Origin of the sequence: Polaromonas sp. (assembly GCF_012927455.1) — a bacterium.
In the GTDB taxonomy this organism is placed as follows: Bacteria; Pseudomonadota; Gammaproteobacteria; order Burkholderiales; family Burkholderiaceae_C; genus Polaromonas.
Window position 1 is genome coordinate 41,684 of sequence record NZ_JABBPE010000001.1, and the last position, 26,238, is coordinate 67,921.

The 26,238-nt window shown below is 60.9% G+C and carries 27 protein-coding genes and 1 pseudogene; 4 read left to right on the plus strand and 24 right to left on the minus strand.

Annotated features, from left to right (window positions below; all coding sequences use genetic code 11):
* Window positions 1–4: 4 nt before the first annotated feature.
* The 3 genes from HHJ18_RS00225 to HHJ18_RS00235 are packed head-to-tail and all read right to left on the minus strand — an operon-like array spanning window position 5 to window position 4,169.
* A complete protein-coding gene (locus HHJ18_RS00225) occupies window positions 5–787 on the minus strand; it encodes an enoyl-CoA hydratase/isomerase family protein (protein ID WP_296910334.1) in 783 nt (260 codons plus the stop codon).
* Between the two features lie 3 nt (window positions 788–790).
* A complete protein-coding gene (locus HHJ18_RS00230; protein WP_296910336.1) occupies window positions 791–2,413 on the minus strand; it encodes a carboxyl transferase domain-containing protein in 1,623 nt (540 codons plus the stop codon).
* A gap of 28 nt (window positions 2,414–2,441) precedes the next feature.
* On the minus strand, window positions 2,442–4,169 hold the full coding sequence (locus HHJ18_RS00235; protein ID WP_296910337.1) for an AMP-binding protein: 1,728 nt from the start codon (window positions 4,167–4,169) through the stop codon (window positions 2,442–2,444).
* Window positions 4,170–4,311: 142 nt separating this feature from the next.
* Between HHJ18_RS00235 and HHJ18_RS00240 the strand changes: the two genes are divergently transcribed.
* Window positions 4,312–5,343, plus strand: coding sequence for an AraC family transcriptional regulator (locus HHJ18_RS00240; protein ID WP_296910466.1), 1,032 nt, complete (start codon window positions 4,312–4,314; stop codon window positions 5,341–5,343).
* A 45-nt stretch (window positions 5,344–5,388) separates the two neighbouring features.
* Here the strand turns inward: HHJ18_RS00240 and HHJ18_RS00245 are convergent, their stop codons facing one another.
* Genes HHJ18_RS00245 through merT form a run of 3 tightly spaced genes read right to left on the minus strand, consistent with a single transcriptional unit; the run spans window position 5,389 to window position 6,273 of the window.
* Window positions 5,389–5,610 carry a GDCCVxC domain-containing (seleno)protein gene (locus HHJ18_RS00245; RefSeq protein WP_296910339.1) on the minus strand — a complete coding sequence of 74 codons (222 nt, stop codon included), beginning with the start codon at window positions 5,608–5,610 and terminating at the stop codon, window positions 5,389–5,391.
* Entirely contained in the window at window positions 5,607–5,903 is a 297-nt protein-coding gene (merP, locus tag HHJ18_RS00250; protein WP_296910341.1) for a mercury resistance system periplasmic binding protein MerP, read from the minus strand. The genes HHJ18_RS00245 and merP overlap by 4 nt, the downstream gene beginning before the upstream one ends.
* Window positions 5,904–5,916: 13 nt before the next feature.
* Complete coding sequence (gene merT / locus HHJ18_RS00255; RefSeq protein ID WP_296910468.1) at window positions 5,917–6,273, minus strand: mercuric ion transporter MerT; 357 nt, start codon at window positions 6,271–6,273, stop codon at window positions 5,917–5,919.
* A gap of 57 nt (window positions 6,274–6,330) precedes the next feature.
* Here merT and merR point away from each other — a divergent pair, with 57 nt between their 5' ends.
* Complete coding sequence (gene merR, locus HHJ18_RS00260) at window positions 6,331–6,750, plus strand: Hg(II)-responsive transcriptional regulator (RefSeq protein WP_296910343.1); 420 nt, start codon at window positions 6,331–6,333, stop codon at window positions 6,748–6,750.
* 573 nt (window positions 6,751–7,323) lie between these two features.
* Here the strand turns inward: merR and HHJ18_RS00265 are convergent.
* A pseudogene (locus HHJ18_RS00265) lies at window positions 7,324–7,530 on the minus strand (integrase); the annotation flags it as partial.
* A 229-nt stretch (window positions 7,531–7,759) separates the two neighbouring features.
* On the opposite strand from HHJ18_RS00265, the gene HHJ18_RS00270 reads away from it, so the two are divergent.
* Window positions 7,760–9,988: an OsmC domain/YcaO domain-containing protein gene (locus HHJ18_RS00270; RefSeq protein ID WP_296910345.1), complete on the plus strand. Its 2,229-nt coding sequence runs from the start codon at window positions 7,760–7,762 to the stop codon at window positions 9,986–9,988.
* A gap of 471 nt (window positions 9,989–10,459) precedes the next feature.
* Here HHJ18_RS00270 and HHJ18_RS00275 read toward each other — a convergent pair whose 3' ends face one another.
* The 4 genes from HHJ18_RS00275 to HHJ18_RS00290 all read right to left on the minus strand — a co-directional run bounded on the left by HHJ18_RS00275 (window position 10,460) and on the right by HHJ18_RS00290 (window position 13,130).
* The gene (locus tag HHJ18_RS00275; protein WP_296910470.1) at window positions 10,460–11,251 is read right to left on the minus strand and encodes a class III extradiol ring-cleavage dioxygenase; all 792 of its coding nucleotides are present in this window, start codon (window positions 11,249–11,251) and stop codon (window positions 10,460–10,462) included.
* Window positions 11,252–11,317: 66 nt separating this feature from the next.
* On the minus strand, window positions 11,318–11,812 hold the full coding sequence (locus tag HHJ18_RS00280; RefSeq protein ID WP_296910348.1) for a hypothetical protein: 495 nt from the start codon (window positions 11,810–11,812) through the stop codon (window positions 11,318–11,320).
* 74 nt (window positions 11,813–11,886) lie between these two features.
* Window positions 11,887–12,441, minus strand: coding sequence for an ester cyclase (locus tag HHJ18_RS00285; protein WP_296910350.1), 555 nt, complete (start codon window positions 12,439–12,441; stop codon window positions 11,887–11,889).
* A gap of 59 nt (window positions 12,442–12,500) precedes the next feature.
* Window positions 12,501–13,130 (minus strand): NAD(P)-binding domain-containing protein, encoded by a 630-nt coding sequence (locus HHJ18_RS00290; RefSeq protein ID WP_296910352.1) that lies wholly within the window; start codon window positions 13,128–13,130, stop codon window positions 12,501–12,503.
* Between the two features lie 139 nt (window positions 13,131–13,269).
* Between HHJ18_RS00290 and HHJ18_RS00295 the strand changes: the two genes are divergently transcribed.
* Window positions 13,270–14,172 carry a LysR family transcriptional regulator gene (locus HHJ18_RS00295; RefSeq protein WP_296910354.1) on the plus strand — a complete coding sequence of 301 codons (903 nt, stop codon included), beginning with the start codon at window positions 13,270–13,272 and terminating at the stop codon, window positions 14,170–14,172.
* Between the two features lie 181 nt (window positions 14,173–14,353).
* On the opposite strand, the gene HHJ18_RS00300 is transcribed toward HHJ18_RS00295, so the two are convergent.
* The 13 genes from HHJ18_RS00300 to HHJ18_RS00360 all read right to left on the minus strand — a co-directional run bounded on the left by HHJ18_RS00300 (window position 14,354) and on the right by HHJ18_RS00360 (window position 26,032).
* Window positions 14,354–14,806: a helix-turn-helix domain-containing protein gene (locus tag HHJ18_RS00300; RefSeq protein WP_296910357.1), complete on the minus strand. Its 453-nt coding sequence runs from the start codon at window positions 14,804–14,806 to the stop codon at window positions 14,354–14,356.
* A gap of 111 nt (window positions 14,807–14,917) precedes the next feature.
* On the minus strand, window positions 14,918–16,090 hold the full coding sequence (locus tag HHJ18_RS00305; RefSeq protein ID WP_296910359.1) for a formyltransferase family protein: 1,173 nt from the start codon (window positions 16,088–16,090) through the stop codon (window positions 14,918–14,920).
* Between the two features lie 113 nt (window positions 16,091–16,203).
* Complete coding sequence (locus HHJ18_RS00310) at window positions 16,204–17,364, minus strand: aminotransferase class V-fold PLP-dependent enzyme (protein ID WP_296910360.1); 1,161 nt, start codon at window positions 17,362–17,364, stop codon at window positions 16,204–16,206.
* Window positions 17,365–17,498: 134 nt separating this feature from the next.
* A complete protein-coding gene (locus HHJ18_RS00315) occupies window positions 17,499–18,182 on the minus strand; it encodes a cupin domain-containing protein (RefSeq protein WP_366558785.1) in 684 nt (227 codons plus the stop codon).
* Between the two features lie 123 nt (window positions 18,183–18,305).
* Complete coding sequence (locus tag HHJ18_RS00320) at window positions 18,306–18,596, minus strand: cupin domain-containing protein (RefSeq protein WP_296910473.1); 291 nt, start codon at window positions 18,594–18,596, stop codon at window positions 18,306–18,308.
* Between the two features lie 368 nt (window positions 18,597–18,964).
* Window positions 18,965–19,642 (minus strand): HAD family phosphatase, encoded by a 678-nt coding sequence (locus HHJ18_RS00325; protein WP_296910476.1) that lies wholly within the window; start codon window positions 19,640–19,642, stop codon window positions 18,965–18,967.
* A gap of 76 nt (window positions 19,643–19,718) precedes the next feature.
* Window positions 19,719–20,687 (minus strand): tripartite tricarboxylate transporter substrate binding protein, encoded by a 969-nt coding sequence (locus tag HHJ18_RS00330; protein WP_296910362.1) that lies wholly within the window; start codon window positions 20,685–20,687, stop codon window positions 19,719–19,721.
* A 32-nt stretch (window positions 20,688–20,719) separates the two neighbouring features.
* Window positions 20,720–21,040 carry a hypothetical protein gene (locus HHJ18_RS00335; protein WP_296910364.1) on the minus strand — a complete coding sequence of 107 codons (321 nt, stop codon included), beginning with the start codon at window positions 21,038–21,040 and terminating at the stop codon, window positions 20,720–20,722.
* A 2-nt stretch (window positions 21,041–21,042) separates the two neighbouring features.
* The gene (locus tag HHJ18_RS00340; protein WP_296910366.1) at window positions 21,043–22,392 is read right to left on the minus strand and encodes an acyclic terpene utilization AtuA family protein; all 1,350 of its coding nucleotides are present in this window, start codon (window positions 22,390–22,392) and stop codon (window positions 21,043–21,045) included.
* Between the two features lie 261 nt (window positions 22,393–22,653).
* Window positions 22,654–23,085: a YchJ family metal-binding protein gene (locus HHJ18_RS00345; RefSeq protein ID WP_296910368.1), complete on the minus strand. Its 432-nt coding sequence runs from the start codon at window positions 23,083–23,085 to the stop codon at window positions 22,654–22,656.
* On the minus strand, window positions 23,085–23,510 hold the full coding sequence (locus HHJ18_RS00350) for a rhodanese-like domain-containing protein (protein WP_296910370.1): 426 nt from the start codon (window positions 23,508–23,510) through the stop codon (window positions 23,085–23,087). The genes HHJ18_RS00345 and HHJ18_RS00350 overlap by 1 nt, the downstream gene beginning before the upstream one ends.
* Window positions 23,511–23,674: 164 nt before the next feature.
* A complete protein-coding gene (locus HHJ18_RS00355) occupies window positions 23,675–24,805 on the minus strand; it encodes an acyl-CoA dehydrogenase family protein (RefSeq protein WP_296910372.1) in 1,131 nt (376 codons plus the stop codon).
* A 45-nt stretch (window positions 24,806–24,850) separates the two neighbouring features.
* A complete protein-coding gene (locus tag HHJ18_RS00360; protein ID WP_296910375.1) occupies window positions 24,851–26,032 on the minus strand; it encodes an acetyl-CoA C-acyltransferase in 1,182 nt (393 codons plus the stop codon).
* Window positions 26,033–26,238 lie beyond the last annotated feature (206 nt).

Below are 26,238 nucleotides of genomic sequence, written 5' to 3' on the forward strand. Positions count from 1 at the left end.
TGAATCAGACCAGCCACGACGGCTTGCGCTTTTGCAGGAAAGACTGCACGCCTTCCCGGCCCTCGCTGCTGGTGCGAATGTCGGCAATGCCTTCGACGGTGCGGGCGATCAGGGCTGCCTCAATGGCGCGCCCGGCCACCTCCTGCACCAGCGTTTTACACGACCGCACGGCGTTCGGGCTGGCGCTGACCAGGGCGTTCGTCATTTCCGCCACCTTGGCATCAAGTGCGTCGGCGTTCACCACCGCATGCACAAAACCGATGCGCAGCGCTTCCTGCGCGTCAAAGCGCTCTGCCGTCAAAAAGTACCGATGCGCCGCGCGTGCGCCCATGGCGCGTAGTACGTAAGGGCTGATGGTGGCGGGAATCAGCCCCAGTTTGACCTCGCTCAGGCAGAAGTTAGCCGTATCCACGCTCACGGCCATGTCGCAGGCCGCCACCAGCCCCATGCCGCCGGCATACACATCGCCCTGAATGCGGGCGATGGTCGGCTTGGGGCACTCGTACATCACGCGTAGCATCTCGGCCAGCGCGCCCGCGTCAGCCAGGTTTTCGGCGCGGCTGTAGTCGGCCATGCGGCGCATCCAGTTCAGGTCGGCGCCGGCGCAAAAGGCCGGGCCCTGGGCGGCCAACACCACGGCGCGCACCTCGGCGCGGCTGGCGGCATCCTGAAAGGCGGCGGTGATCTCGGCAATGACTTCGTCGTTAAAGGCATTGCGTATGTCGGGGCGGCAGAGTGTCAGCGTCAGCACGGCGCCCTGCTGGGTGGTTTCGATGGCGTTCGTCATGCTTTACATCCTGAACAGGCCGAATTTTGTCTCGGCAATCGGCGAATTGAGCGAAGCGCTCAAGCCCAGCGCCAGCACGCGGCGCGTGTCAGCCGGATCAATCACGCCGTCGTCCCACAGGCGCGCCGTGGCGTAGTAGGGGTGGCCCTGCACCTCGTACTGCTGGCGTATCGGCGCCTTGAAGGCTTCTTCTTCCGCTGCGCTCCAGGCGCCGCCCTTGCCTTCAATGCCGTCGCGCCTGACGGTTGCCAGCACGCCGGCGGCCTGGTCACCGCCCATCACGCTGATGCGCGCATTCGGCCACATCCAGAGAAAGCGCGGCGAAAACGCACGGCCGCACATACCGTAGTTGCCGGCGCCAAAACTGCCGCCAATGATGATGGTGAACTTGGGCACGGCCGCCGTGGCGACGGCCGTCACCATCTTGGCGCCGTTGCGGGCGATGCCTTCGTTCTCGTATTTGCGGCCGACCATGAAGCCGGTGATGTTTTGCAAAAACACCAGCGGGATCTTGCGCTGGCAGCACAACTCGATGAAGTGCGTCGCCTTCAGCGCCGACTCGCTGAACAAAATTCCGTTGTTGGCAATGATGCCTACTGCCATGCCCTCGATGTGGGCGAAGCCGCAGACCAGCGTGGTGCCGTAGCGTGCCTTGAACTCGTCAAACGCGCTGGCGTCGACGATGCGGGCGATGATCTCGCGCACGTCAAAGGGCTTGCGCGTGTCCGTCGGAATCACGCCGTAAAGCTCTTCTGCTACAAATTTAGGAGCTACTGGCGCACGTCCCATATGGGCTGCAGCCTTTATTTTATTCAAATTCTTGACCGAGGAGCGGGCCAGCGCAAGCGCGTGCATATCATTGGTCGCGAGGTAGTCGGCCACGCCGGAAAGGCGCGTGTGCACGTCGCCGCCGCCCAGGTCTTCAGCACTGACGACTTCGCCGGTCGCCGCCTTGACCAGTGGCGGCCCGCCCAGAAAAATCGTTCCCTGGTCCTTCACGATGATGCTTTCATCGCTCATGGCCGGCACATAGGCGCCGCCCGCCGTGCAGGAACCCATGACCACAGCGATCTGCGAGATGCCCAGCGCACTCATGTTAGCCTGGTTGAAGAAGATGCGGCCAAAGTGCTCACGGTCCGGAAACACGTCGTCCTGGTTCGGCAAATTGGCGCCGCCCGAATCGACCAGGTAGATGCAGGTGAGGTTGTTCTGCTGGGCAATTTCCTGCGCGCGCAAATGTTTTTTCACCGTGAGCGGGTAGTAGGTGCCGCCCTTCACAGTGGCGTCGTTGCACACAATCATGCAGTCGACGCCGCTGACGCGCCCTATGCCGGTAATCAGCCCGGCGCAGGGCGCGCTGTCGCTGCCGTCGCGGTCGGGGTACATGCCCAGCGCGGCCAGCGGCGCCAGCTCCAGAAAGGGCGTACCGGGATCGAGCAGCATCTGCACCCGATCGCGCGGCAGCAGTTTGCCGCGTGCCGTGTGCTTGGCTCTGGCCGCTTCTCCGCCGCCTGCGGCCACCTTGGCCAGCTGCACATGAAGATCGTCCACCAGCGCGCGCATGGCGGCGGCATTGGCCTGAAAGTCGGCAGAGCGGGCGTTGAGTTTGGATTCGAGCGTGGTCATAGTTGGGTGCCGATTTCTGTCAAGCGATTCAGGCGGTTGGGTCTTCTTCCAGCCCAAGCTGGTTTTTCATTTCGTCGCGGATCTTGAACTTCTGGATCTTGCCGGTCACCGTCATGGGGAAACCCGCCACGAAGCGAATGTAGCGCGGCACCTTGTAGTGCGCAATCTTGCCCTTGCAGAAACTGCGGATGTCATCCTCGCTCAACGTCTCGCCGGGGCGGGTGACGATCCAGGCGCAAAGTTCTTCGCCATAACGCTTGTCGGGCAGCCCCACCACCTGCACGTCCTGCACTTTCGGATGGCGGTAGAGGAATTCCTCGATCTCGCGCGGATAGATGTTTTCGCCGCCGCGAATCACCATGTCCTTGATGCGGCCGACGATGTTGACGTAGCCCGCAGCGTCCATGGTGGCGAGGTCGCCGGTGTGCATCCAGCCGTCTGCGTCAATCGACTCCTGCGTGCGCGCCGGGTCATCCCAGTAGCCGTGCATCACCGAATAGCCGCGCGTGCACAGCTCGCCCGAGACGCCGGGCAGGGCGATGGCGCCGCTCTCGGGGTCGATGATTTTCACTTCGAGGTGCGGCTGCACCAGCCCCACGGTGGAGACGCGCTTGTCCAGCGGCGTATCGATGGAGCTCTGGCAGCTCACCGGGCTGGTCTCGGTCATGCCGTAGGCAATCGTGATCTGGCCCAGATGCATGTCGGTCATCACGCGCTTCATCACCTCGGTCGGGCACGGCGAGCCGGCCATGATGCCGGTGCGCAGCGTGGACAGGTCGAACTCGGCGAAGCGCGGATGCTCAAGTTCGGCGATGAACATGGTCGGCACGCCGTGCAGGCCAGTGCATTTTTCATCCTGCACGGTCTGCAGCACGCTTAAGGGCTCGAAGCCGTCGTTCGGATAGACGATGGTGGCGCCGTGCGTGAAGCACGCTAGGTTGCCCAGCACCATGCCAAAGCAGTGGTACAGCGGCACCGGAATGCACAGGCGGTCGGCCGCAGTCAGCTTCATCGCCTCGCCGATGAAAAAGCCGTTGTTCAGTATGTTGCGGTGCGTCAGCGTGGCGCCTTTGGGAAAGCCTGTGGTGCCACTGGTGAACTGGATGTTGATCGGGTCAGTTGCCTTGAGCGTTACCGCGATCTGCGCCAGCCGGGGGTCATCCGGGTTGCCGCTGGCCAGCAAGTCGGAAAAGCGCAGCATGCCCGGCTGCTCTTCGCCCTGCCCCGCTACGTCTATCCAGACCACGCTGCGCAGATGCGGCAGCGTGCTGGATTCCAGCTGGCCCGGCCGGGCATGCGCCCACTCGGGCGCCAGCTCGCGCAGCATGGCCAGGTAGTCGCTGGTCTTGAAGCTGGCCATGGTCAGCAGCGCCTTGCAGTTGACCTTGTTCAGGGCGTACTCGACTTCGGCCGTGCGGTAGGCTGGATTGATGTTCACCAGGATCAGGCCGATCTTGGCCGTGGCCAGCTGGGTCAGCACCCATTCTGCGTTGTTGTGCGACCAGATGCCGACGCGCTCGCCCGGCAGCAGGCCCAGGCCCAGCAGCGCGCTGGCCAGGCGATCGGCCTCGCGCTGCAATTGGCGGTAGCTGTAACGGCGGCGCTGGTGCACGCTCACCAGCGCTTCGTGATCGGGCTGGCGCGCCACCACGGCGTCAAAAAAGGCACCCAGGGTCTGCTCGATCAGCGGTGCGTCGGTGGCGCCACGGGCGTGGCTGCTGGTCAGCGGGGGCTGTGCGGAAAGGTCTTCGCTCATGTCTGTCTCCTGGCGGCAGCCTGCGCGGGCGGGCGCGGGCAGTGGGGCGATGGGGCAATAAGCCCCAAGCATAAAACTTTCTGAAAGTGCCGAGTCGCCATGAAGGTTGCAAATCGTGCCAACTAAGGTCACACTTCAGGCCATGAAAACCCGCTGGAGCGCGCCCGCCGTGACACCCATTGCCTTCGTTCACGCAATGGTGGCGGCCTATGAGCGCCGCGGCATGAACCCGGCCGGGGCACTAGCACAGGCACAAATTGCGCCAGCAGCGCTGCTTAATTTGGCATCTCGCATCAGCGCCTGGCAAATGGAGCGCATTTCCGGCGCCGCCATGCAAGAGCTCGACGACGAGGCACTGGGTGCTTTCAGCCGCCGCCTGCCCTGGGGCAGCTACGGCATGCTGGCGCGCGCCTCGCTCAGCGCACCCAGCCTGGGCGTGGCGCTCAAGCGCTGGTGCCGCCACCACGCGCTGCTGGCGGACGACATTCACCTGAAGCTGGTGAGCAGCGGTGACAGCGCAGCCATCGTGATCGAGGAGCGCGCTGAACTAAGCCAGCTTGGCCAGGGCGCGCGCGAGTTCTGCCTGGTGCATGTGCTGCGCAACATTCACGGCCTGGCCTGCTGGTACATAGACTCGCGCATCCCGCTGCAGGGCACGCGCGTCCCCTTTGCCGCGCCGCCGCACGCCGACGCCTACGCGCTGATGTTCCCCGGCCCGCTGCGCTTTGGCGCCGCGCAGGCCGAAATTCGCTTTGATGCGCGTTACCTGAACCTGCCGCTGCGCCGCGACGAAAAGGCGCTGCAACAAATGCTGCAGCGCGCCCTGCCGCTGACGGTGCTGCAATACCGGCGCGACCGGCTGCTGGTGCAACAGGTGCGCCAAGCACTGGCCGCCCACCCAGACAAAGCCCACAAGGCAGACGGCGTGGCCGCGTTGCTCAATATCTCGGCGCGCACGCTGCATCGGCAACTGAAGGAGGAAGGCGCGTCGCTGCAGGGCTTGAAGGACGAGGTGCGGCGCGAGCGAGCGCAGGAGCTACTCAATCGCAGCGACAAGCCGGTCAAGCAGGTGGCTGCGGCGGCCGGGTTTCGCAATGAAAAGAGTTTTATCCGGGCGTTCCGGGAGTGGACTGGGGTTTCCCCGGGGGAGTTTCGGAGGGGGGTGCAGGCCTGAAGATGGCCTGCTTGCGATCACTGTTGCGGGCCCGACCAATCAAAGTCAGCCGCAAAAACCACTTGGCTTGCCGCTTTCCTGAATAGGCGGGCAAGGGTTTGTTCCGTACGAGCAGTACACACAACAGTCACCCGGCAGCGGTTTGAGCACGGCGTGGCATTGTGTGCATTCATAAAACCATTGGCAAGCGTCGGTAGGCATGGTCTCAGTCCTTGAATAGCCGCACTCCGGACATGTCAGCGTGGACTCCAGCGTGACGGTGGTCAATTGGCGGCCCCCACCAGCGTTGATGGATAGCCCGCGTTTTTCGTGGATTCGGTCAGCGCGTCCAGATTGGTTGTTGCATCGTCGAATGTGACGATAGCCTGCCGTTTGTCAAAGCTCACGCTAACCTGGCTGACGCCGGGTACTTGCGACAAGGCCTTTTTCACCGTGATGGGGCAGACCGAGCAGTCCATTGACGGGATGACCAGAGTCACCGTTTTGGGTGCGGCGCTGGCAGCCTGGGTAGAACCGGCCAGGATGATGGCGATGCCTGTAGTGGAAATCAGATTTTTCATTAGGGAAGTCTTTTCAATAAAACTGCGGAGCAATCAGCGGGAAGACCAGCGCCATGAGCAGCAGCGCACAGACCCCGACATACAGCAGTTGATAAGCGCGCCTGACCCGTGGCAGGGCGCACACTTCCCCCGGCGCACACCGGCCAGCGGGACGCCAAATGCGCTTGCCGGCAAAGAACAAAGCCACCAATGCCGCGCCAATGAAAATCGGCTGATAGGGCTGCAAAACGGTTAGCTGGCTGATCCACGCACCCGAGAATCCCAAGGTAATCAAGACCAGCGGACCCAGGCAGCAAGTGGACGCCAACAGTGCGGCAAATCCTCCGGTCAGCAGTGCGCGCAGGCCAGTTTTGTCGCTGGTTTTTTCCATTTGAACTGCATTCATGAACTAAGCTTATCTCCGTACTCAAGTACGGAGTCAAGGACCATGAACACCTCTCCTGAAAACCTGACTATCTGGACTATTGGCACGCTGGCCACCGAGGCGCAGGTCAATGTGGAAACCATACGTTTTTACCAACGCAAAGGCCTGATGCACGAGCCAGGTCGGCCCCAGGGCAGCGTGCGCCGCTATGGCGCGGCTGATCTGGGTCGAGTCCGTTTCATCAAGTCGGCACAGCGACTGGGTTTTAGTTTGGACGAGATTGCTCAACTGCTCAAGCTGGAAGATGGGGCGCATTGCGATGAAGCGCGCGCGCAGGCGCAGCACAAGTTAATTTATGTGCGTGCAAAGCTGGCTGACCTTCAACGCATTGAGACTGCACTTGCCGACCTGGTTGAGCGTTGCTGCGCCGTGCGCGGAAGTATCCGCTGCCCTCTGATCGCAGCCCTGCAGGGCGAAAATTGAAGATCCATGGAAATGAGCAAGAGATCGGGTTCTAAACCGTCCTTGCGGGCTGAGCTTTCAGCCGCGCTCTTCCAGCATGTAGCGCAACGCGCCATCGCAGGCACACAACACGGATTCAAACCTCGTAAATACTATCTTTTTGATAGCTGCTTGCGCCCGTATTATATGGGCTACAGGCATATTTGATACCTAAAACTGCCCGCCATCCAGATGCCATCAGCGCAGCTGCTCGCGCACGAAGCGGCTGCGCTCGTCAAGGCAAACAGCGGCCGTGCCCGGGCTTTTCGGCCCGGCGAAAAATCGCAGCGACAAGCCGGTCAAGCAGATGGCTGCGGCTGCTGGGTTTCGCAATAAGAAGAATTTTCTCCGGGCGTTCGGGAGTGGACTGTCTCCTGGGAGTTTCGCCGGGGGGTGCCGGCTTGAGGGACTTCCGATAATGGTTATCTGGCCGTGCAACCGATCGACATGTTCGGCTTGCGTGTCTGCAATGCAGCGAAACCCGACGGCCGTCGGTACCCGCTTTCTGGCAGGCCAGCAAACAGGCGGTTTTTGTTGCTGGGCATCTACTACCGATCAAATTTCCGTTTGCTCGGCCATCTCCAATGCATCATCAACTTCAATTCCAAGGTAGCGCACAGTGTTCTCCAGCTTGGCATGGCCAAGAAGCAATTGAACTGCCCAAAGATTTTTTGTTCGCCGGTAAATCAAGGAGGCCTTGGTTCGCCGCATTGAATGGGTCCCGTATTCGGACGGATTCAGCCCAATCTCTGAGACCCAGTATGTTGGCGGAACTCGCGGAGATTCAGTTTTGTGAATGGTGCTACCGTGGATATCGCCATGGCGCATGGAAGCACGCCGGTCCCAACCACGTCCTGCGCAATGGCGTTAGTCTGTCAAATTATCCGTATGCGGCAGCGTTTGTAGAAAGCATCGATGTATCACAAGGCGCCGGCGTGGCGAAGGATAATAACGGCCACCTCATTTTGTACACCATTTTTGAAATTCTCTCATGGAAATCAAGGTCAATTTTCTCGATAAGCTTCGTCTTGAAGCCAAGTTCGATGACTTCACGGTGGTGGCCGACCAGCCTATCCGCTACAAGGGCGATGGCTCTGCGCCTGGTCCGTTTGATTACTTTTTGGCTTCATCGGCTTTGTGTGCGGCTTACTTTGTGAAGTTGTACTGCGACACTCGCAATATTCCTACCGAGAATATCCGACTGTCGCAAAATAATATTGTCGATCCGGAAAACCGTTATCAGCAGATATTCAAGATTCAGGTTGAGTTGCCGGCGGATATCTCTGCCAAAGACCGCCAAGGTATTTTGCGCTCCATCGACCGTTGTACGGTGAAAAAAGTGGTGCAAGCCGGGCCCGAGTTTGTGATTGAAGAGGTAGAGAATTTGGATGCCGATGCCCAGGCCTTGCTGACCTTGACTCCGGCTTCTGAAGCGAGCACCTATATTGCGGGCAAGGATCTGCCGCTGGAGCAAACCATCGCCAATATGTCGGAGGTGTTGGCGGGCTTGGGCATGAAGATTGAAATCGCTTCGTGGCGCAATCTTGTCCCCAATGTGTGGTCGCTGCATGTCCGCGACGCGCACTCGCCGATGTGTTTTACCAATGGCAAAGGATCGACCAAGGAAAGCGCGTTGGCGTCGGCGTTGGGCGAATATATCGAGCGCCTCAATAACAACCATTTCTACGCCGGTGCGTTTTGGGGCGAAGACATCGCCAACGCGGCGTTTGTCCATTACCCGAACGAGCGCTGGTTCAAGCCTGGCAAGAAAGATGCGTTGCCGTCGGGAATTCTGGATGAGCATTGCCTGCAAATTTACAACCCCGATGGAGAATTACGTGGCTCGCACCTGGTCGACACCAACTCCGGCAATGTGCAGCGCGGTATCTGTTCGCTGCCGTATGTGCGGCAGTCGGACGGCGAGGTTGTGTATTTCCCGTCCAACCTAGTCGAAAACCTCTATGTCAGCAATGGCATGAGTGCCGGTAATACGCTGGCCGAAGCGCAAGTGCAATGCCTGTCCGAAATTTTCGAACGGGCGGTAAAGCGCGAAATACTGGAAGGCGAAATGGCACTGCCCGATGTGCCGCACGAAGTGCTGGCGAAATACCCTGGCATTCTGGCCGGCATTCAGGGGTTGGAAGCGCAAGGCTTTCCTGTGCTGGTGAAGGATGCGTCGCTGGGTGGAATCTACCCTGTTATGTGCGTCACTTTGATGAACCCACGAACCGGCGGTGTCTTTGCTTCGTTCGGCGCGCACCCAAGCTTTGAGGTGGCGCTGGAACGGAGTCTGACGGAATTGTTGCAGGGCCGCAGTTTCGAAGGCCTGAACGATCTACCTCGGCCCACCTTTGCAAGTGAAGCAGTGACTGAGCCAAACAACTTTGTCGAACACTTCATCGATTCCAGCGGTGTGGTGTCGTGGCGCTTTTTTAGCGCCAAAGCGGATTTCGATTTTGTTGAGTGGGATTTTTCGGGCCAGGGCGAGAATTCCAATGCCGAGGAAGCCGCGACCTTGCTCGGCATTCTTGAAGACATGGGCAAAGAGGTGTACGTGGCGGTCCATGACCAGCTAGGCGCCGTTGCTTGCCGGATTTTGGTGCCCGGCTATTCAGAGGTTTATCCTGTAGAAGATTTGATTTGGGATAACACCAACAAGGCGCTGTTGTTCCGCGCAGATATCTTGAACTTGCATCACCTGGACGCCGCCAGCCTGGAAGCGCTGCTTGAGCGTTTGGATAATAGTGAGCTGGATGATTACGGCGACATCGCCACGTTGATCGGCATCGAATTTGACGAGAATACGGTTTGGGGGAAGCTGACAGTTCTCGAGTTGAAGCTGCTCATTCAACTCGCCTTGCAGCAACTTGAGGCGGCGCACGAGCTGGTGGGCGCCTTCTTGCAGTACAACGACAACACGGTCGAGCGCGGATTGTTTTATCAAGCCTTAAACGTGGTGCTGGAGGTGCTGCTCGATGACGACCTGGAACTGGACGATTACGTGGCCAATTTCCGCCGGATGTATGGCAATCCGCGGATGGACGCGGTGTTGGGCTCCGTGGACGGCAGCGTGCGCTTCTTTGGCTTGACGCCAACCAGTATGAAACTGGAGGGGCTCGACAGGCACCGCCGCCTGATCGACAGCTACCAAAAAATGCATACGGCGCGGGCCAATGTGGCGGCTACATCCAGTTCAGGTTACGAGTCATGGCTGCGATGATGCCGGTCATCCCCCGGCACAAATGTACGTTCGATACCAGCACGACCATCTGTGCCGGCGTGTATCAGTTCTGATGTCGCCAGCGTCGGTGGTCAGATACTAAGGACAGATCGAGGGCCCTCAATATGAGTGCACGTGCCGAGCAGATTCCTAACATTTAGGGACGATTTTGCCTGCCTGTCGGGGCTTTCGCACTGGAGGAGACGGTTCCGTCTACATCACCATGAAATTGTTGCAAGGCATATCGCCAACATTGATCGCGCATCAATGCAGCACCAGCGCGGAAATGATCCGACTGCATTACTGCCATTTGACCGCGCAGATGTTCAAGAAGGAACACCGTTGTACAACACGGGGTTTATCGAGGGCGAATTCGAGTTTAGGGGGCTAGCTACGTTGAAAGTGGCGCGTGAGGGAAGGTAGCCTACGTTAATTCTTAATTGGCTCGAATAGACACACAATTGCTTGACGTTACCCAAAGCAAAATGCGGAAACCGTGGTGTCCATGATACGGTCAGAGAACACCTTGCGACCTGCATCTTCGCCAGCAGCACCCGCAATGAACATCAGTGGGAGCAGGTGTTCTTCAGCGCGCGGCGGGTGGCACTGCCTGGCGCCAGGGGCCTGCTCCCAGTTGGCGAGCAAGCGATAACGCTCTTGCGCACTGGACTCGACAGCCTTGGTAAGCCAGTCGTCGAAAGCATCGGACACCGGGCCGTATTGCGGGTTGCCGTAGGCGCGCATGTTGTGAAAACTCATGCCGCTGCCAATGATCAAGATATCTTGATCGCGCAAAGTTCCCAGCGACCGTCCTGCTTCCAAATGCTGCTCAGGGTCAAGCGAGTTGTGGAGTGACAGTTGTACCACCGGGATATTGGCCTGCGGAAAAATCAGCTTGAGTGGAATGAACATGCCATGGTCAAAGCCGCGATCCGCGTCAGAAGCGCTGGTTATGCCAGCGGTCGTGAGGGTCTTCACGACCTGCTCCGCCAGGACGGGTGCACCGGGGGCGGGGTACGTCAGTTCGTAGGTGTGGGGAGGAAAACCGTGGTAGTCGTAAATGAGCTCCGGCTGCGCAGCGCTGGTCACGGCAAAATGCGGCTTCAGCCAGTGCGCCGACACCATCACAATGGCCTTGGGCCTGCGCGGCAGAGTGGCTGCCACGTTCTTCAAAAAATCGGCCATGCGATTCCACTCGTCGGGCGGGTTCCAGTCCATGAAGAAGCATGGTCCGCCGCCGTGGGGGATGAACCACGTTGGCATTCTTGCGCTGGCGTTTGCGGGTGCATTGGACACGGTGTTGATTCCTTCAGATGTGAATAGCAAGTTTCAAGTTGGCCCATCCCGGCTGGTCTGAAGCGTGACTTGCGTAAACCCCAGATGGTGCATGAATTCCCGCAGAATGAGCAGGCTGGCAAATAGGCATTTGTCGATCGGCAAGGATTCCTGACTGGCCGGCCGTCCCGCGCTGACAGCCACCAGCCGGTTGAACAGCGACTCCACCATGTCAAGGGTGAGCGTGGTCTGCACCAGCCCGCCGGCCTGAATGGCCTTTGAGATCACCTGGGCACCCATGCCCTGCAACACCAGCAACGGGCTGGTGGCAAACTGTGACGCAAGCGGCATGACCACATCCTCGGTCAGCTCAATGGCATGCTCAAGTTCAATGGGTGAGGGCGGCTGGTGCAACAGGCATTGCTGCACCAGTGACTCAACGCCCAGCTTGAACTCTTTGGCCGCAGGTGTTGCTCCTTCGCCGCTCCGGACCGCGCTGGTGTTGCCACCCAACTCCAAAACCGTTGCGCCGATCAAGCCTGATTCCATGATTGCGTCTCCTGATGGCACGGTGTTTACCTTGTCCCTTGCCGACCGTCTGTCAGCAAGGAGGCCAGGATTGCTTATTTCCCCAGACCGAGTTGCTTCATGAAGTCCTGGTTGTCCCAGAACAACCATTCGTGGTCCATGGTCCCATCCTTCCAGTGACCGGTGGTAGCCATTCCGATGGCAAAGCGCTTGCCGGTAGGGGCGATGGTCTTGCCGTCACCGGTAGGCATGGGCTTGGTAAAGGTACCCGTCATCACACCGGTGACGGAGGTCCACGTACCGGAACCAAAACGGATCGGGTGTTCCTTGATGGTGATGTCTGGCGCAAACACAAACATGGCTTTGAGGTCGTCGATGTGGCGGCCAATGCCCTTGGTTTCGTGGCCATCTGGCCAGGTCACCACGATGTCGGCCGAGTGGCTCTCGTGCAGGCGATCCCATTTTTGGTTACTGAAAACATCGAAGTCCAGTGTGTCAAACAATTTCAGATTGCGCTCGACCTCGGGTTTTTGCTTCTCGTGTTTGGGAGGTGGCGTGGTGGGGTTTTCAGCCAGGGTTTGTGCGCTGACCAAACTGAAGACGCTAAACGCCAGGGTCGCGACGATGGTGTTACGGTAAATGCGGTTCATGGTGAATTACGGTTGTGAATGAAATGAAATGAAATGAAATGGAATGAATCAGGGTTCACTTAAATGCCTTGCCACGCTGGGGCAATGGCGGTGCCGCGCCCGGCGCCGTAGGCGAAGTAAATGTTCAGAGCGGCCACGGGCTCCAGGTAACGCGCATTCTTCAGGCCGCCCGCATCTGCCGTGACAAAGCCCAGGCTCTCGGCGAGATCTTTCACGGTCCCCTTGGCGGCGTCGCTGTCGCCGGCGTAAAACACCGTGACCTTGCTGCCGTCGCCCAGGCTCGAGCCCTGGCCCAGCACCTGTGCGAGCACTGTGTTGAAGGCTTTGACCACTTGTGCGCCGGGAATTGCCTTGGCAATTTCTTCCGCCGCCGAGGTACTGTGACCCAGCGTCAGGCCCATATAGTCGGCGGTCAGCGGGTTGGTGATGTCTACCACCACTTTGCCTCGCAGGTTGCCCACAGATTGCAGTGCGGACACGGCATCGCCAAAGCCAGTGGCCAGAATGACGACATCTTGACCTTCGGCAGCACCGGCGGCGGGGACTGCCGTGGCATTGGCGTTCTGGGATGCGACGGCGGCAGCTTTGGCGGCGTCACGGGCAGTGACGCTCACGCTGTGACCTGCGGCGGAGAGTTGCTTGACAAATCCGGAGCCCATGTTGCCGGCGCCAATAACGAGAACTTTCATACGATTTCCTTTCAAGGGTTTAAGGGAGCCCTTCCTGGCAATTTTCCAGTTGCGTTCAAGGCATAGGTCAACTGTATTTGTTGCACAATAAAAGATAAATATGTGTTTCTGTAATTAATAGTTCCTTGGATTGAGATAAATGGATAGATTTCTTGAAATGCAAACCTTTACCGCAGTGGTGGATGCCGGCAGCTTTGTGCGGGCGGCCGAGACGCTGGACATGTCCAAGGCCGCGGTATCGCGCTACGTAGCGGAGCTGGAGGCGCGACTGGGTGTGCGCCTCTTGCACCGAACCACGCGCAAACTCTCGCTCACAGAAGAGGGCCGAGCCTTTCACGCCCGCTGCAAGGCCATACTGGGCGAGCTCGACGAGGCCGAGTCCGTAATTACTGCGCGATCGGCGCAGGCCAGTGGCTTGGTGAAGATCAATGTGCCGGTGACCTTCGGCAACTTGCATCTGGCCCCGCTGTGGTCCGACTTCATGACCCAGAACCCCAGGGTCACGCTGGATGTGACGCTGAACGACCGGGTGGTGGACTTGGTGGAAGAGGGCTATGACATGGCGGTGCGCATCGGGACCCTGCCCAGTTCGTCGCTGATCAGCAAGAAGCTGGCATCCACACGAATGGTTTTGTGTGCATCGCCCGCGTATCTCAAAGAACACGACCAACCAGAACACCCCTCGGATCTTGCACGGCATGCCGTCCTCGCCTATAGCCTTCTCGCCACGGGCGAGCAGTGGGGATTTGACGGTCCGGATGGCAGGCAGACCGTAGTCGTTAACCCCGTACTGCGCACCAACAGTGGTGATACCTGCCGCGCTGCGGCGCTCAAGCACCATGGCATCATCCTGCAGCCCACGTTCATGGTTGGAGAGGATCTGCGAAGCGGCGCCCTGGTCGAATTGATGCCGCAGTACCGCTCTTCAGAGTTTGGTATCTACGCGGTTTACCCGAGTCGGCGGTATATGTCGGCCAAGGTGCGCCTGTTGATTGAGTTTCTCGCCAAGGCGCTGGGAAACGCCAACTGGTGCGCAAGCTAGCGTATTAATACGTTGGGGAAGACCGTCTTGGGTCCACGATGCGAGCGTACTGAAATCATCGACACATTGCTGACAGTCACTACCGTGATTTGAATGGCGGGTTTGGAGCGATCAGTTCGGAAAACTGTACAGCCGCCTTCGGTCTCAAGCGGACGAGAAACCGCGCACCGCAAAAGTCTGCTCATCTAGGCACGAACACAGCCGGGCTGATACCAAAGAATCGACCCAATTTTCCCGCCATCGTGACGCTGATCTTTCGCTTGCCCGCCAGAATCGCTGACAGATTTCTCCGGGGAACGATGGCAGAGAGGTCTTCCTGCTTCAGGCCGCGCGCCTCCATCAAAAACCGCAGGGCGTCTCTGGGATTTGCTGCTTCGATTGCATGGTGCTTCTGTTCATAACGGGAGACCCACTCTGCGGCCAGCTCAAGCAGACCCGACAGCGGATGATCCTCGTCGTCCCCGGTCACATCCAGCAGCGCATTCATCAGGGTGACCGTGCGGTCGTAGTCCGCCTCGCTGTGAATAGGTCGCAGGTGCGCCACCGTATCAAACGCCCGCCAGGAGACTTGCAGGGCTGAAATGTCCATTTGAGTATCCATCCCTGAATCGAGATGGGTTTGAGCGGTTTGCATGATTAACTCTTCGGCATTCGTCACGTTCCTGCTGCATTGCTAGAACCCGCACCCCACCCGCTGTAAACGTGACAGGCCAGGCTCGATCTGGAGCGAGCGGTCAGATCGGCGTCAAGCCGCCAGCTGACCCAAAATTCCAGCAACCTGCCTCTCTCCCAATGCGATATCCACCATCATCTCGGTCGCCAACGCGCCAAGCTCCAGCCGCAACGCATCGACCGACAAGGCCGCCGGCACCAGCAAGTGCGCGTCGATCTTGAAGTGCTTGCCGGACACGCCGTTATGGACGATTTCGGTGTGCATGTTTTCTATGCTGATGCTGCGCTCGGCCAGTATCTTGGTCAGGCTGCTGACGATTCCGACCCGGTCTGAGCCGACCAGTTTTAGCTCGACGCTGCGCAACGACGTGGGCACTGCCGCGTCGTCGCTCTTGGCAACGACGACCTGCAAGCTGCTGGAATGCAGGCTGCGCAGCGCGGCTGCCAGGGCGTCGGCGTTTTGGCGCGGCACTTCGAAATGCACCATGCCGGCAAATTCACTGGCCAGCTTGGTCATGCGGCTGGCGGACCAGTTGGCGCCAAAGCGCTCTGCCCGCTCGGCCAGAGAACTCACGATGCCGTGCCGGTCTGCGCCGACGATGGAGACGACCAGCGAGGTGTTCGCCGACGACACCTCCTCGGTCAGCACGACCGCCTTGCGAATCATGGGAGCCCGGGTGGCGAAGTTGGGGTCTTGCGGGCAGGCAGGAACGGCGCCTTGCAAGCGGGCGTCATGAACAACTTTTCTCAACAGGGCCAAGCCCATAGGCGCCAAAGCGCGCTCCCACAAGTCGCGCGCGGTCTCGCCCTTTTTGACAAAGCACCAGTCCTGCGCGGCGATGGCGCCCGCGTCCCAGCCGTCGGCCAGGTGATAGATCGAACCACCCGCGATCGGGTCGCCTTCCAGAATCGTCCATTCGACGGCGGCAATGCCGCGGTGCCGCGGCAACAGCGAGGGGTGATAGCCGATGCCGCCCAGACGCGAACGCGCAAGCGCCTCGTCGCTCACGCGTGCGTGCGTGTGCGCGGCAATGATGAGATCGGTGCCCTCGGCAATGGCGTGGCCCGGCACGATGCGGGGGTTGTCAAGCACATGCACCGCAACGCCGGCCCCTCGCGCGGCCAGCGCCAGCCGGTCATCGGCGGCAGGGGCGACGATGCTGGTGAACTCGACTCCTTCCTCATGACGCAGCGCCTCGAACACCGAGGCAGCGAAAAAACGGGATCCGACCAAAGCGCATTTCATTTGGACATCTCTTTATTCAAGAATGGGAAAGTGGGGCCTCCTTGCATCGGCGCCCCTTCAAGCCAATCAGGTGACGAATACTGCCCGTCTACCTCTGGAAGAGGAAAAGACGCTCAGCCCCCAACCGTTTCAGCAACAGGCGCGACCAAGCCGATACGATCGAGCGCCGCCGCTAACTGCGCCACCGCGCGGTCCACGTTGTGCCACTTCTCCAGCCCGAACAGGCCGACGCGAAAGCTCTTGAAGTCAGCGCCTTCATCGCACTGCAGCGGGACGCCGGCGGCGGTCTGCAAACCCTGGTCCAGAAACTTGCGGCTGGACTGGATCTCGGGGTCAGTGGTGTAGCTGACCACCACGCCTGGCGCCTTGAAGCCTTCGGCCGCAACGCTCGGCAGGCCACGGCTTTCAAACAGCGCGCGCACCTTCTTGCCCAGTTCTTCCTGTTCGACGCGCACCTTGGCAAAGCCATAGGCTTGCGTTTCCTTCATAACGGCCGACAAGCGTGTGAGGGCGTCGGTGGGCAGGGTGGCGTGGTAGGCGTGGCCTCCCTTTTCGTAGGCCTCCATGATCTGCAGCCACTTTTTCAGGTCGCAGGAAAAGCTGGAGCTGGTGGTGGTTTCAATGGCGGCGCGGGCGCGCTCGCTGAGCATGACCATGGCGCAGCACGGTGAGCTACTCCAGCCTTTTTGCGGCGCAGAAATCAGCACGTCAACGCCGGTGGCTTTCATGTCCACCCACATCGCGCCAGATGCGATGCAGTCGAGCACGAACAGGCCCCCCACGGCATGCGCCGCGTCGGCCACGGCGCGCAGGTAGCTGTCGGGCAGCATCATGCCGGAAGAGGTTTCAACATGCGGGGCAAAAACCAACGCGGGCTTTTCTTTGGCTATGGACGCCTGCACTTCGGCAATCGGCGCGGGTACCCAAGGCGCCTGCTCGCCCGGCCCAGTCTTGCGGGCCTTGAGCACGGTGTGCGACGCGGGGATTTGCCCCATGTCGAAGATCTGCGTCCAGCGGTAACTGAACCAGCCGTTGCGTAAAACCAGCACATGTTTGCCGGCGGCGAACTGGCGCGCCACCGCTTCCATGCCGTAGGTGCCACTGCCGGGCACCAGCGCCGCAGAATGCGCGTTGTACACCTGCTTCAAAATGCTGGAAATATCGGTCATCACGCCCTGAAAGCTGCGCGACATGTGGTTGAGCGAGCGGTCGGTGTACACCACCGAAAATTCAAGCAGGCCGTCAGGGTCAACGTTGGGCAGTAATCCGGGCATGGTGTGGTCTCGCTTTAGTTGTAAAAAAATGGCATTGGCAGCTTAGCACGCCGTGCGCCGGCCGTGGGGTCGCAGACCGACGCGGATCTCCAAGCGCCGTGCATGGGGGCTCAATAAGTAAAGGTATCAAGGCGTCAGAAACTCAGCCCCCAAGTGGCCGACCTTGACATAAATGAGCGCGCCCTCTGCGCCGTGAAGGGGGCATGCTGGCTCCGGCGCGGGCTGCGCAGCCAGCTTAATTCGGGGTAGTCGCCCGCGTCATCGCGGAACAGGCCCTGGAGCACCAGAATCTCCTCGCCCCCGGGATGCGTGTGCGCCTTGAAGCGGGTGTCGGGCGCCCATCGCACCAAGGCCGTGCTGACGCCGTCGTGTTCGTGCAGCGGCATCACCGACAGGCCGGGCACCAGCCCCTGCCGCCAGAGCTCGGTACGGGTGTCTATGCGAACCGGCTCTACATCTTGCGCGGCAAACTGCCAAAGCTTGACGAAAAGCACGCAGCCTTCGCGCGAGAACGGCGCGTGGGAAGACCCCGGCGGGTTGCGCAAGTAGCTGCCGGCGGGATAGTTGCCTTGCTCGTCTGAAAACACACCCTCCAACACCAAAATTTCTTCACCACCGCCGTGAACATGTCTGGCAAAGCTGGAGCCCGGCTGGTAGCGCACGAGGCTGGTGGCGCGCGCCACTTCGCCGCCGACGCGGTCCAGCATGCGGCGATCGACGCCCGGTAGCGGCGACGGCGACCATTCGGCGTTGGCCGCGTGAGAGACGACGCGTTGCGCTAAGTCGTCATTCAGGTTTGGGGTAGGGGCGGCTGGCATCCTGGAATTTTAGGACTGGCGCCGGGATTTGGTGCGGTGGATTAAAGGCAACCTATGTGCAGCCACGGCGACTCGCTCAGCTGAAGCGCTATCTCAAGGGTGACGGGGCTCCGTCCACCAGCCTCAGCGCACCGGTTCAAGAAATGGCGTGTCAACTTCGCTCACATAAAAGATCACCACGCGCAGCGGGTCTGTGGCGCTTTTGTTGTAGCCCGTCATTTTGACGTTGGGTGGTTCGACGAAAGCCTGACCGGCACTGACGACGACAGGTGCCCTGCCGTCCAGGTCGAGCGTGAACTGGCCTTCGAGGACATACACCGTCACAGGGGAGCGGTGGGTGTGAAAGACAGTCTTGTCACCGGGCTTGAAAGCTGCAGTCAACACCCTGACCTCCTGCGTGTCGCCCTTTGGCATTTGCAAAACGCTTTCCCTCAAAACGAGCTTGGGGGCGGCAAGGCCTGGCGCCTGGGCATGAGCCGCAGGCGCAAAAGAAAAGACGCCTATCAGCAAGACCAGACAGACCCACCGCAAGCCAGCTGCTGTTTCATTGGGGTGGTTCATAAGAAGACCTTTCAAGAACGGTGGATGTCTGAACAGTTTAAGCACAACCCATGCGCTTCACCAGCTCCAAATTTGAATAGTTGCGCCGCAACGCGCGGGGCACGCGTTCGACCGGGCGCACAGACTATTCTGACTGTTGCGGCGCTGCCAACGGCGTTGGGGGATGCCGAGTCTGATCTGCCGCAGTCGCCGCGCCCCACCTTGCCGGGTGATTCAGCGCGTCAATGCGGCACAGCTGCCCCGACCAGTTTTGCCAGCGCTGCCATGTCGGCGAAAACAATGACAGCGCCAGCCCGCCGCAACGCCTCTGGCGCATCGTGCCCGGCCTGCGGCGGGCTGTAGCCAAACACCGTCGCCCCCGCCGCCACGCCAGCCGCAACCCCGGTCACAGTGTCTTCGACCACCGCGCAGCGCGCAGGCTGGATGCCGAGAGCCGCTGCTGCGGCCAGGTACACGTCTGGGAAAGGCTTGGAGCGCGGCATCTCATGGCCGCTGAAAATCCGGCCCTTGAAATAAGGCATGAGCCCGCACTTCTGCAGCTGCAGTTCGACCTTGAAGCGGTCGGCGCCGGATGCGCAGGCGATGCGGCTTTCAAACACCGCGTGAATTTTCGCCACCGCTTTGACGGCACCGGGAATCGGTTTCAAGTCACGCGTCAAGCCGGCGTTGCGGCGCTCGCGAAAGCGCACCATCCAGTCTTCGGTCAGGGGCTGGCCAGTGTGGGCCTCGATCAGCGCGGTTTCGTCCTTTACCGCCTTGCCGATGAAGCGCTGCATGCATTCCAGCGGACTGAGTGTCCAGCCGCGCTCTTCCAGCATGTCGCGCAGCACACCATTGGTGATGGGTTCGCTGTCCACCAGCACGCCGTCACAGTCAAACAACACAGCATCGAACTTCAGAATAACTTCCTCATATGCTATCTATTTAATAGCTGCTCGCGCCCGTTTTTATTGGGCTAGAGGCCTATTTAATGCCTTATTGGGGTTCAATCTTCGCGTCGCGAATCGCCTTGGCCCATTTGGCCGTCTCCGCCTTGCTGCGCTGGGCCAGGGCTTCGGGCGAACCGGGCTCGACCACGAAACCGATCGGCGCAAATTTTTCCTGCAGGTCTTTGCTATTGGCGGCAGCGTTGATGGCCTGGTTGAGTTTGGCAACGATCTCGGGCGGCGTGCCGGCCGGTGCAAACATGGCGAAGTAGGCAATGAGTTCGTAGTCTTTCAGGCCCAGCGCTTCATTGACCGTCGGCAAGTCGGGAATGGCGGCTGAGCGTTTGATCGAGGTGACGGCCAGGCCGCGTATCTTGCCGCCTTTGACCTGGGGCAAGGTCACCGCAAAGTCTGCGCTGAACATCATCACCTGGCCACCGATCAGGTCCGTCATGGCGGCCGGGCCGCTTTTGTAAGGCACGTTGGTCATCTGGACGCCCGCCATGCTGGCCAGCACCTCAGAAGACACCAGTTGCGAGGTGCTGGCGCTGGCAAAGGTGACGTTGCCCGGCTTGGCTTTGGCCAAGTCGACAAACTCGCGCAGGTTTTTGGCCGGCACGTCGTTGTTGACGGCGATGATTAGCGGGACCGAGCCCAGGTAACCCAACGGCGCGAAGGCGCTGTCCTGGTCGTAGGGGAGCTTTTTCATCAGGCTTTTCAGGGCCGCGTTGGTGCTGTTGGTGCCGATCAAAATCGTGTAGCCGTCGGGCGCCGACTTGGCGACTGCATCGGCGCCCAGCATGCCGTTGACACCGGCCTTATTTTCGACCACGACGACCTGACCCAGCGTTTCGGACATTTTGGCCGCGAAGGCGCGCCCGATCTGGTCGGTAGCGCTGCCTGCGGCAAAGGGCACGATGGCCTTGATGGGCTTGGCCGGATACGACTGGGCCAGGGCGGCAGCGCTGCAGAGCACGGCGCCGCACAGGGTTGCCAAGGAGCGAAGAATAAGGCGCATGGATGTCTCCTGAAAAATGTTGTCGAGCAAGTTTAGGGCATCTCATCCAGCAAAACGTCAAGAATGGCGGCGCTCAAGGTCTTGCCGTGCGCATCAAGCGCCAGCGAACGGGTTACGCCGCCGCCCAGCGCTTCGTTCATGACGAAATGCACAGCGCCCAGATGCGGCAGCGTGTAGCGCTGAACCGCACCGCAGACGATGCCTTCGTAATGGGCCCGCACGCGCTCGGCTGTCAGCACGCGTTCGAGCAGCGGGTAGTCGGCGAGGTCGCGCGCAATCACGCTGAGCGTGGCGCGGTTGCCCTTGTCGCCTGATCGGGCCAATGCAATGTCGCGCACTTTTCGCACCGTCATTTCTACAACTCCAATATCTGCAATGCAGGTCGAACGGCTTCGCGGGGGATCAGCGCCGAGGCGGCCGCAATGACTTCACGTACCGATTGGGTCACGCCACCACCGCCCGCCGGGCCGTTGAGATAGAGCGCTTCCACTTCCTGGCCCACCTGCTCGGCCTGGGCATGTGTGGCGCAGCGCACGGCGAGCCGGACGCGCACTTCGTAAGGCTCTTGAAAATTGTCCAACGAGGGGCCCAGCGCTGGCCCGTGCATGGCATTGACGCCGATCAGTTCGCTGCGATGCTCCAGCGCATCAAGTCCGAGCTTTTGCAGCCGCCGCTCCAGCACAGCAAGGGCCATCTCGCCGCGGGCTCTGGCACCGGGGCCGGCGTACGAGATCTGGCCCTCGCCGATAAAACCGTCCCGGTAGCCCAGCGTGACTTTCAGCTGGTCGGGCCGGGCATGGCCGCTGGCACCGGCTACCTGCACGCGATCCAGGCCAAGCTCTTTGATCTGCACGCCGGAAAAGTCGGCCACCACATCGGGCTGCAGGTAGCGCGCGGGGTTTTCCAGTTCATACAGCAGCTGGGCGGTGCAGGTGAGGCGGTCTACCCGCCCGCCCGTGCCCGGCAGCTTGGTGATGACGGCGCTGCCGCCCTCCTGCACCTCAGCCAGCGGAAAGCCGATGTCGTGCAGCCCGGGCACATCAAAATAACCTGGATCGGCAATGTAGCCGCCGCTGACCTGGGCCGCGCATTCAAGCAGATGACCCACCAAAATGCCTTGCCCCATGCGCGGCCAGTCATCGGCCTTCCAGCCGAAGTGGTGCATGAGGGGCGCCAAAAACAGCGCCGGGTCAGCCACCCGCCCGGCGATCACCACATCGGCACCGGCGCTTAGTGCAGGCAGCAGCGCGTCGGCGCCCAGGTAGGCATTGGCCGATACCAAATGACCGTCCAGGCTGCGCACGGTTTGGTCGGAGTCGAGCAGGCGTGCATCATTGGCAAGCATCCAGGGCAACACGTCATCGCCGGTGACCACGGCCACGCGCAGGCGCGGCAACCCAAGCTCGCGCGCGACCTGCAACACCGCCTGGCCAGCGGCCAGCGGGTTGGCCGCGCCCATGTTGGTGATGAGGGTGACGCCCTGCCTGACGCAGGCGGGCAGCACTGCCTGCATGCGTGCCTTTAGCAAAAGATCGTAGCCCTGCTGCGGGTCACGGCTGCGCCGCAGTTGCGCCAGGGCAATGGTGCGTTCAGCCAGGCATTCAAACACCAGCGCATCCAGCTCGCCGCGCTCAGCCAGATCCTGCGCCGGGTCAATGCGGTCGCCGGAATAGCCGGCGCCGGAGCCGATGCGAAAGGGTTTCATGAAATTCGACCCGCGCCGCCTTCTGCCGCGTTGCCAGCATCGACCCGGACCGCCTCACAGGCAGCACCCGCATATTCAAGGGCGAGGTGGGAGGCCGGGGCACAGCTGCGGGGCGCGTAGTAGAGGGTAAGCATCCCGCATGATAAATCGGCGGGCCGCCGCACGCCACTGCCTCCTACTTCAGAACACACTCCAATTGCTATTTATTTAATAGCTGCTTGTGCAAGTCCTGCATGGGCTAGCGGTCTATTTGACACCTGATCACAGCTGGTCGCCGTCCACATAGAACCAGCGGCCTGCCTTCAGCACGAAGCGGCTGCGCTCGTGCAAACGGACAGCCGGAATGCCCGGGCTTTTCTGCCGCGCGACGAATTCCACTTCGGCATGGCTGTCGTCCAGCAGGCGATGCTGCCGCAGGTCCAGCCCCAGCCACTTCACGCCGGCTTCAAACTCAATTTGGGCCGGGCGTTGGCTGGCCTGCCAGGTGGCCAGCAGGTAGCCGGCGCGCTGCAGCACAAAGGCGCTGTAGCGCGAGCGCATCAGCGATTCGGCGTCCGGCGCCGGCGCCGGCGTTCCATCAAAGTCGTCGAGGAAACGGCCGCAGCAACTGCCAAATATCAGCGCCTTTTTCGACGGGCCAAAGCGGCCGCAAGGGCAGGGCAAAGACGACTGTGCCGGCTGCAGCTGCGGCATCAGCCCTTGCTTGCTTTGCTGGCCCTGCGCGCTTCCAGCGTCTCGACCGGCGCGCCCTGCTTCAGCCATTCCGCAAAACCGCCGTCGATATGGGCCACATTGGTCATGCCCATGTCCTGCAGCGTCTTGGTAGCCAGCGCGCTGCGCCAGCCGGCGCCGCAAAACAGGATGAATTCCTTGCCCGCGTCGCCAAACACCGGCTTGAAATAAGGCGAGGCCGGATCGACCCAGAACTCCAGCATGCCGCGCGGTGCCAAAAAGGCCCCAGGCACCGTCCCTTCGCGCTCGAGTTCGCGCGGGTCGCGGATGTCGACAATCTGCACACCAGGGTCAGTCAGCCGGGCTCTGACCGACTCGACCGAATAGCTCTTGACCTCTTCCATGGCCTCATCGACGAGGGCCTGAAAACCTTTGGTAATGGGCATGGGAATCTCCTTCAGGTTGAAATCACGCTACCGCGGCGCAGCAGCCTGCATTGTCGCAAGGAACGCCAGCGCAATCAGACTTTGAATCCTGTAAACCGCTCGATCCTAGGACCGCAGCCCGGCCCGGCGACAGGTTTTGCAAAAACTGGCGCCGCCGCATACTCTCAAGCCAGTGCCCGCTGAATAATGATTTTCTGCACGTCCGACGTGCCTTCATAAATCTGGCAAACCCGCACATCACGGTAAATGCGCTCGACCGGAAAGTCGGTGACATAACCATAGCCGCCCAGCGTCTGGATGGCGGCGCTGCAGACTTCCTCGGCCATTTCGCTGGCAAACAGCTTGGCCATGGCGGCTTCCTTCAGGCAGGGCCGGCCGGCGTCGCGCAGGCTGGCGGCGTGCCAGATCAGCTGGCGGGCTGCCTCCAGCTTGGTCGCGCATTCAGCCAGCCGGAAACCAACCGCCTGGTGGTTGAAGATGGCGGTGCCGAAGCTCTGGCGCTCTTTGGCGTAGCTCAGCGCCACTTCGAAGGCGCTGCGCGCCATGCCGACACTTTGCGCGGCAATGCCGATGCGCCCGCCTTCCAGGGCGGACAGTGCGATCTTGTAGCCTTCGCCCTCGGCGCCTATGAGGTTCTCGACCGGGATGCGGCAGTTGTCGAAATTGACCTGCGCGGTGTCGCTTGAATGCTGGCCCAGCTTGTCTTCCAACCGTGACGCGGAGTAACCGGGCGCATCGGTCGGCACGATGAAGGCGCTCATGCCCTTTTTGCCGGCGCCCTTGTCGGTGACGGCAATGACGATAGCGACCTGCCCGTTCTTGCCGCTGGTGATGAACTGCTTGACGCCGTTGATCACATAGACGTCGCCGTCTTTCAGCGCGCTGGTCCGCAGCGCGGAGGCATCGCTGCCGGTATGCGGCTCAGTCAGGCAGAAGGCGCCCAGCAACTTGCCCTGCGCCAGCGGCATGAGCCACTGCCGCTTTTGCGCCGCGTTGCCGTAGCGCATCAAGATGGCATTGACCGGGCAGTTGGTCACACCGATGGCGGTGCTGGTGCCGCCGTCGCCTGCGGCGATTTCTTCAAGCACCAGCGCCAGCGTCAGGTAATCAAGGTTGGCGCCGCCGAATTCCTCAGGCACGCAGATACCGTAGGCGCCGAGTGCCGCCAGGCCCTGGTGCGCCTCCTTGGGAAAGTAGTGCTCTTTGTCCCAGCGCGCGGCATGGGGCCAGAGTTCAACCTGTGCAAAGGCACGCACCGCGTCGCGAACCTGTTCCTGCTCTTCATTAAGTATCAATTTTGCCTCCAGCCCTTTGTTTATAAGCGCAGCTAGCTATATTATTTATAGCACCTCAAGCGCTAGCGCAGTACCCTCGCCGCCGCCTATGCAGAGCGTGGCAATGCCCTTCTTGAGGCCGCGCGCCTTCAGCGCATAAATCAGCGTAACGATGATGCGCGCACCGCTCGCGCCAATCGGGTGGCCCAGCGCGCAGGCGCCACCGTTGACGTTGACGATGTCGTGGTTGATGTCCAGCTCAAGCATCGCGGCCATGGGAACGACAGCAAAGGCCTCGTTGATTTCCCACAGATCGACGTCTTCCACGCTCCAGCCAATTTTCTTCAGCAGCTTTTGCACCGCGCCTACCGGGGCGGTCGAAAACCACTCCGGCGCCTGGGAAAAAGTGGCGTGGCCGACGATGCGGGCGATCGGCTTGGCACCCAGCGCTTTGGCGGTCGATTCACGCGCCAGCACCAACGCTGCGGCGCCGTCGTTGATGGACGAGCTGGAAGCCGCCGTGATGGTGCCATCTTTCTTGAAGGCGGGTTTCAGCGTCGCAATTTTGTCGAGCTTGACCTTGCCCGGGCCTTCGTCGATGGAAATGACGGTCTCGCCGGCGCGGGTTTTGACGCTGATTGGCGTGATTTCTGCCTTGAAGGCGCCGGACTCGGTAGCGGCCTTGGCGCGCTGCACGCTGGCCGTGGCAAATGCATCCTGCGCGGCGCGCGTGAAGCTGTACTTGGCGGCGCAGTCTTCGCCGAAAGTGCCCATGGAGCGGCCGGGCTCGTAAGCGTCTTCCAGGCCATCAAGCATCATGTGGTCAAAAATGCGGTCGTGGCCGATGCGCATGCCGGCGCGCGCCTTAGGCAGCAAGTACGGCGCGTTGGTCATGCTTTCCATGCCACCGCTGACCATCACATCGCGGCTGCCGGCCAGCAGTTGGTCATGCGCCAGCATGGTGGCTTCCATGCCGGAGCCGCACATTTTTGACAGCGTGACCGCGCCGGTGCTGGCGGGCAGGCCGCCCTTGAAACCGGCTTGCCGCGCCGGCGCCTGGCCCTGGCCCGCCATCAGGCAGTTGCCAAACAGCACTTCGTCTATTTTGTCGGGCGCGACACCCGAACGTTCAATGGCGGCCCTGATGGCGGCACCGCCCAGGTCGTGCGCCGCCAGGCTGGAGAAGTCGCCCTGGAAGCTGCCCAGGGAGGTGCGGGCAGCGCCAAGGATAACGATGGAATCAGTCATGAGGTTTTCCTTTAAGTAGAGTTGATAGTGTTCGGCTAAGCTGTCGCAACAGTGAGCGCCAACGGCCGCCGCGCCCGGCCGCCCCAGGCAAGGCCAGCCCCCAAGGGGCTGAAGCCTACGGCTCCAAACCTGCTTGAGCAGGTTTGGACAGGCGACAGAGGCGCAGCGTCCCGCAAGCCGCGGCCTGCAAGGCCTCGAGAGTTACA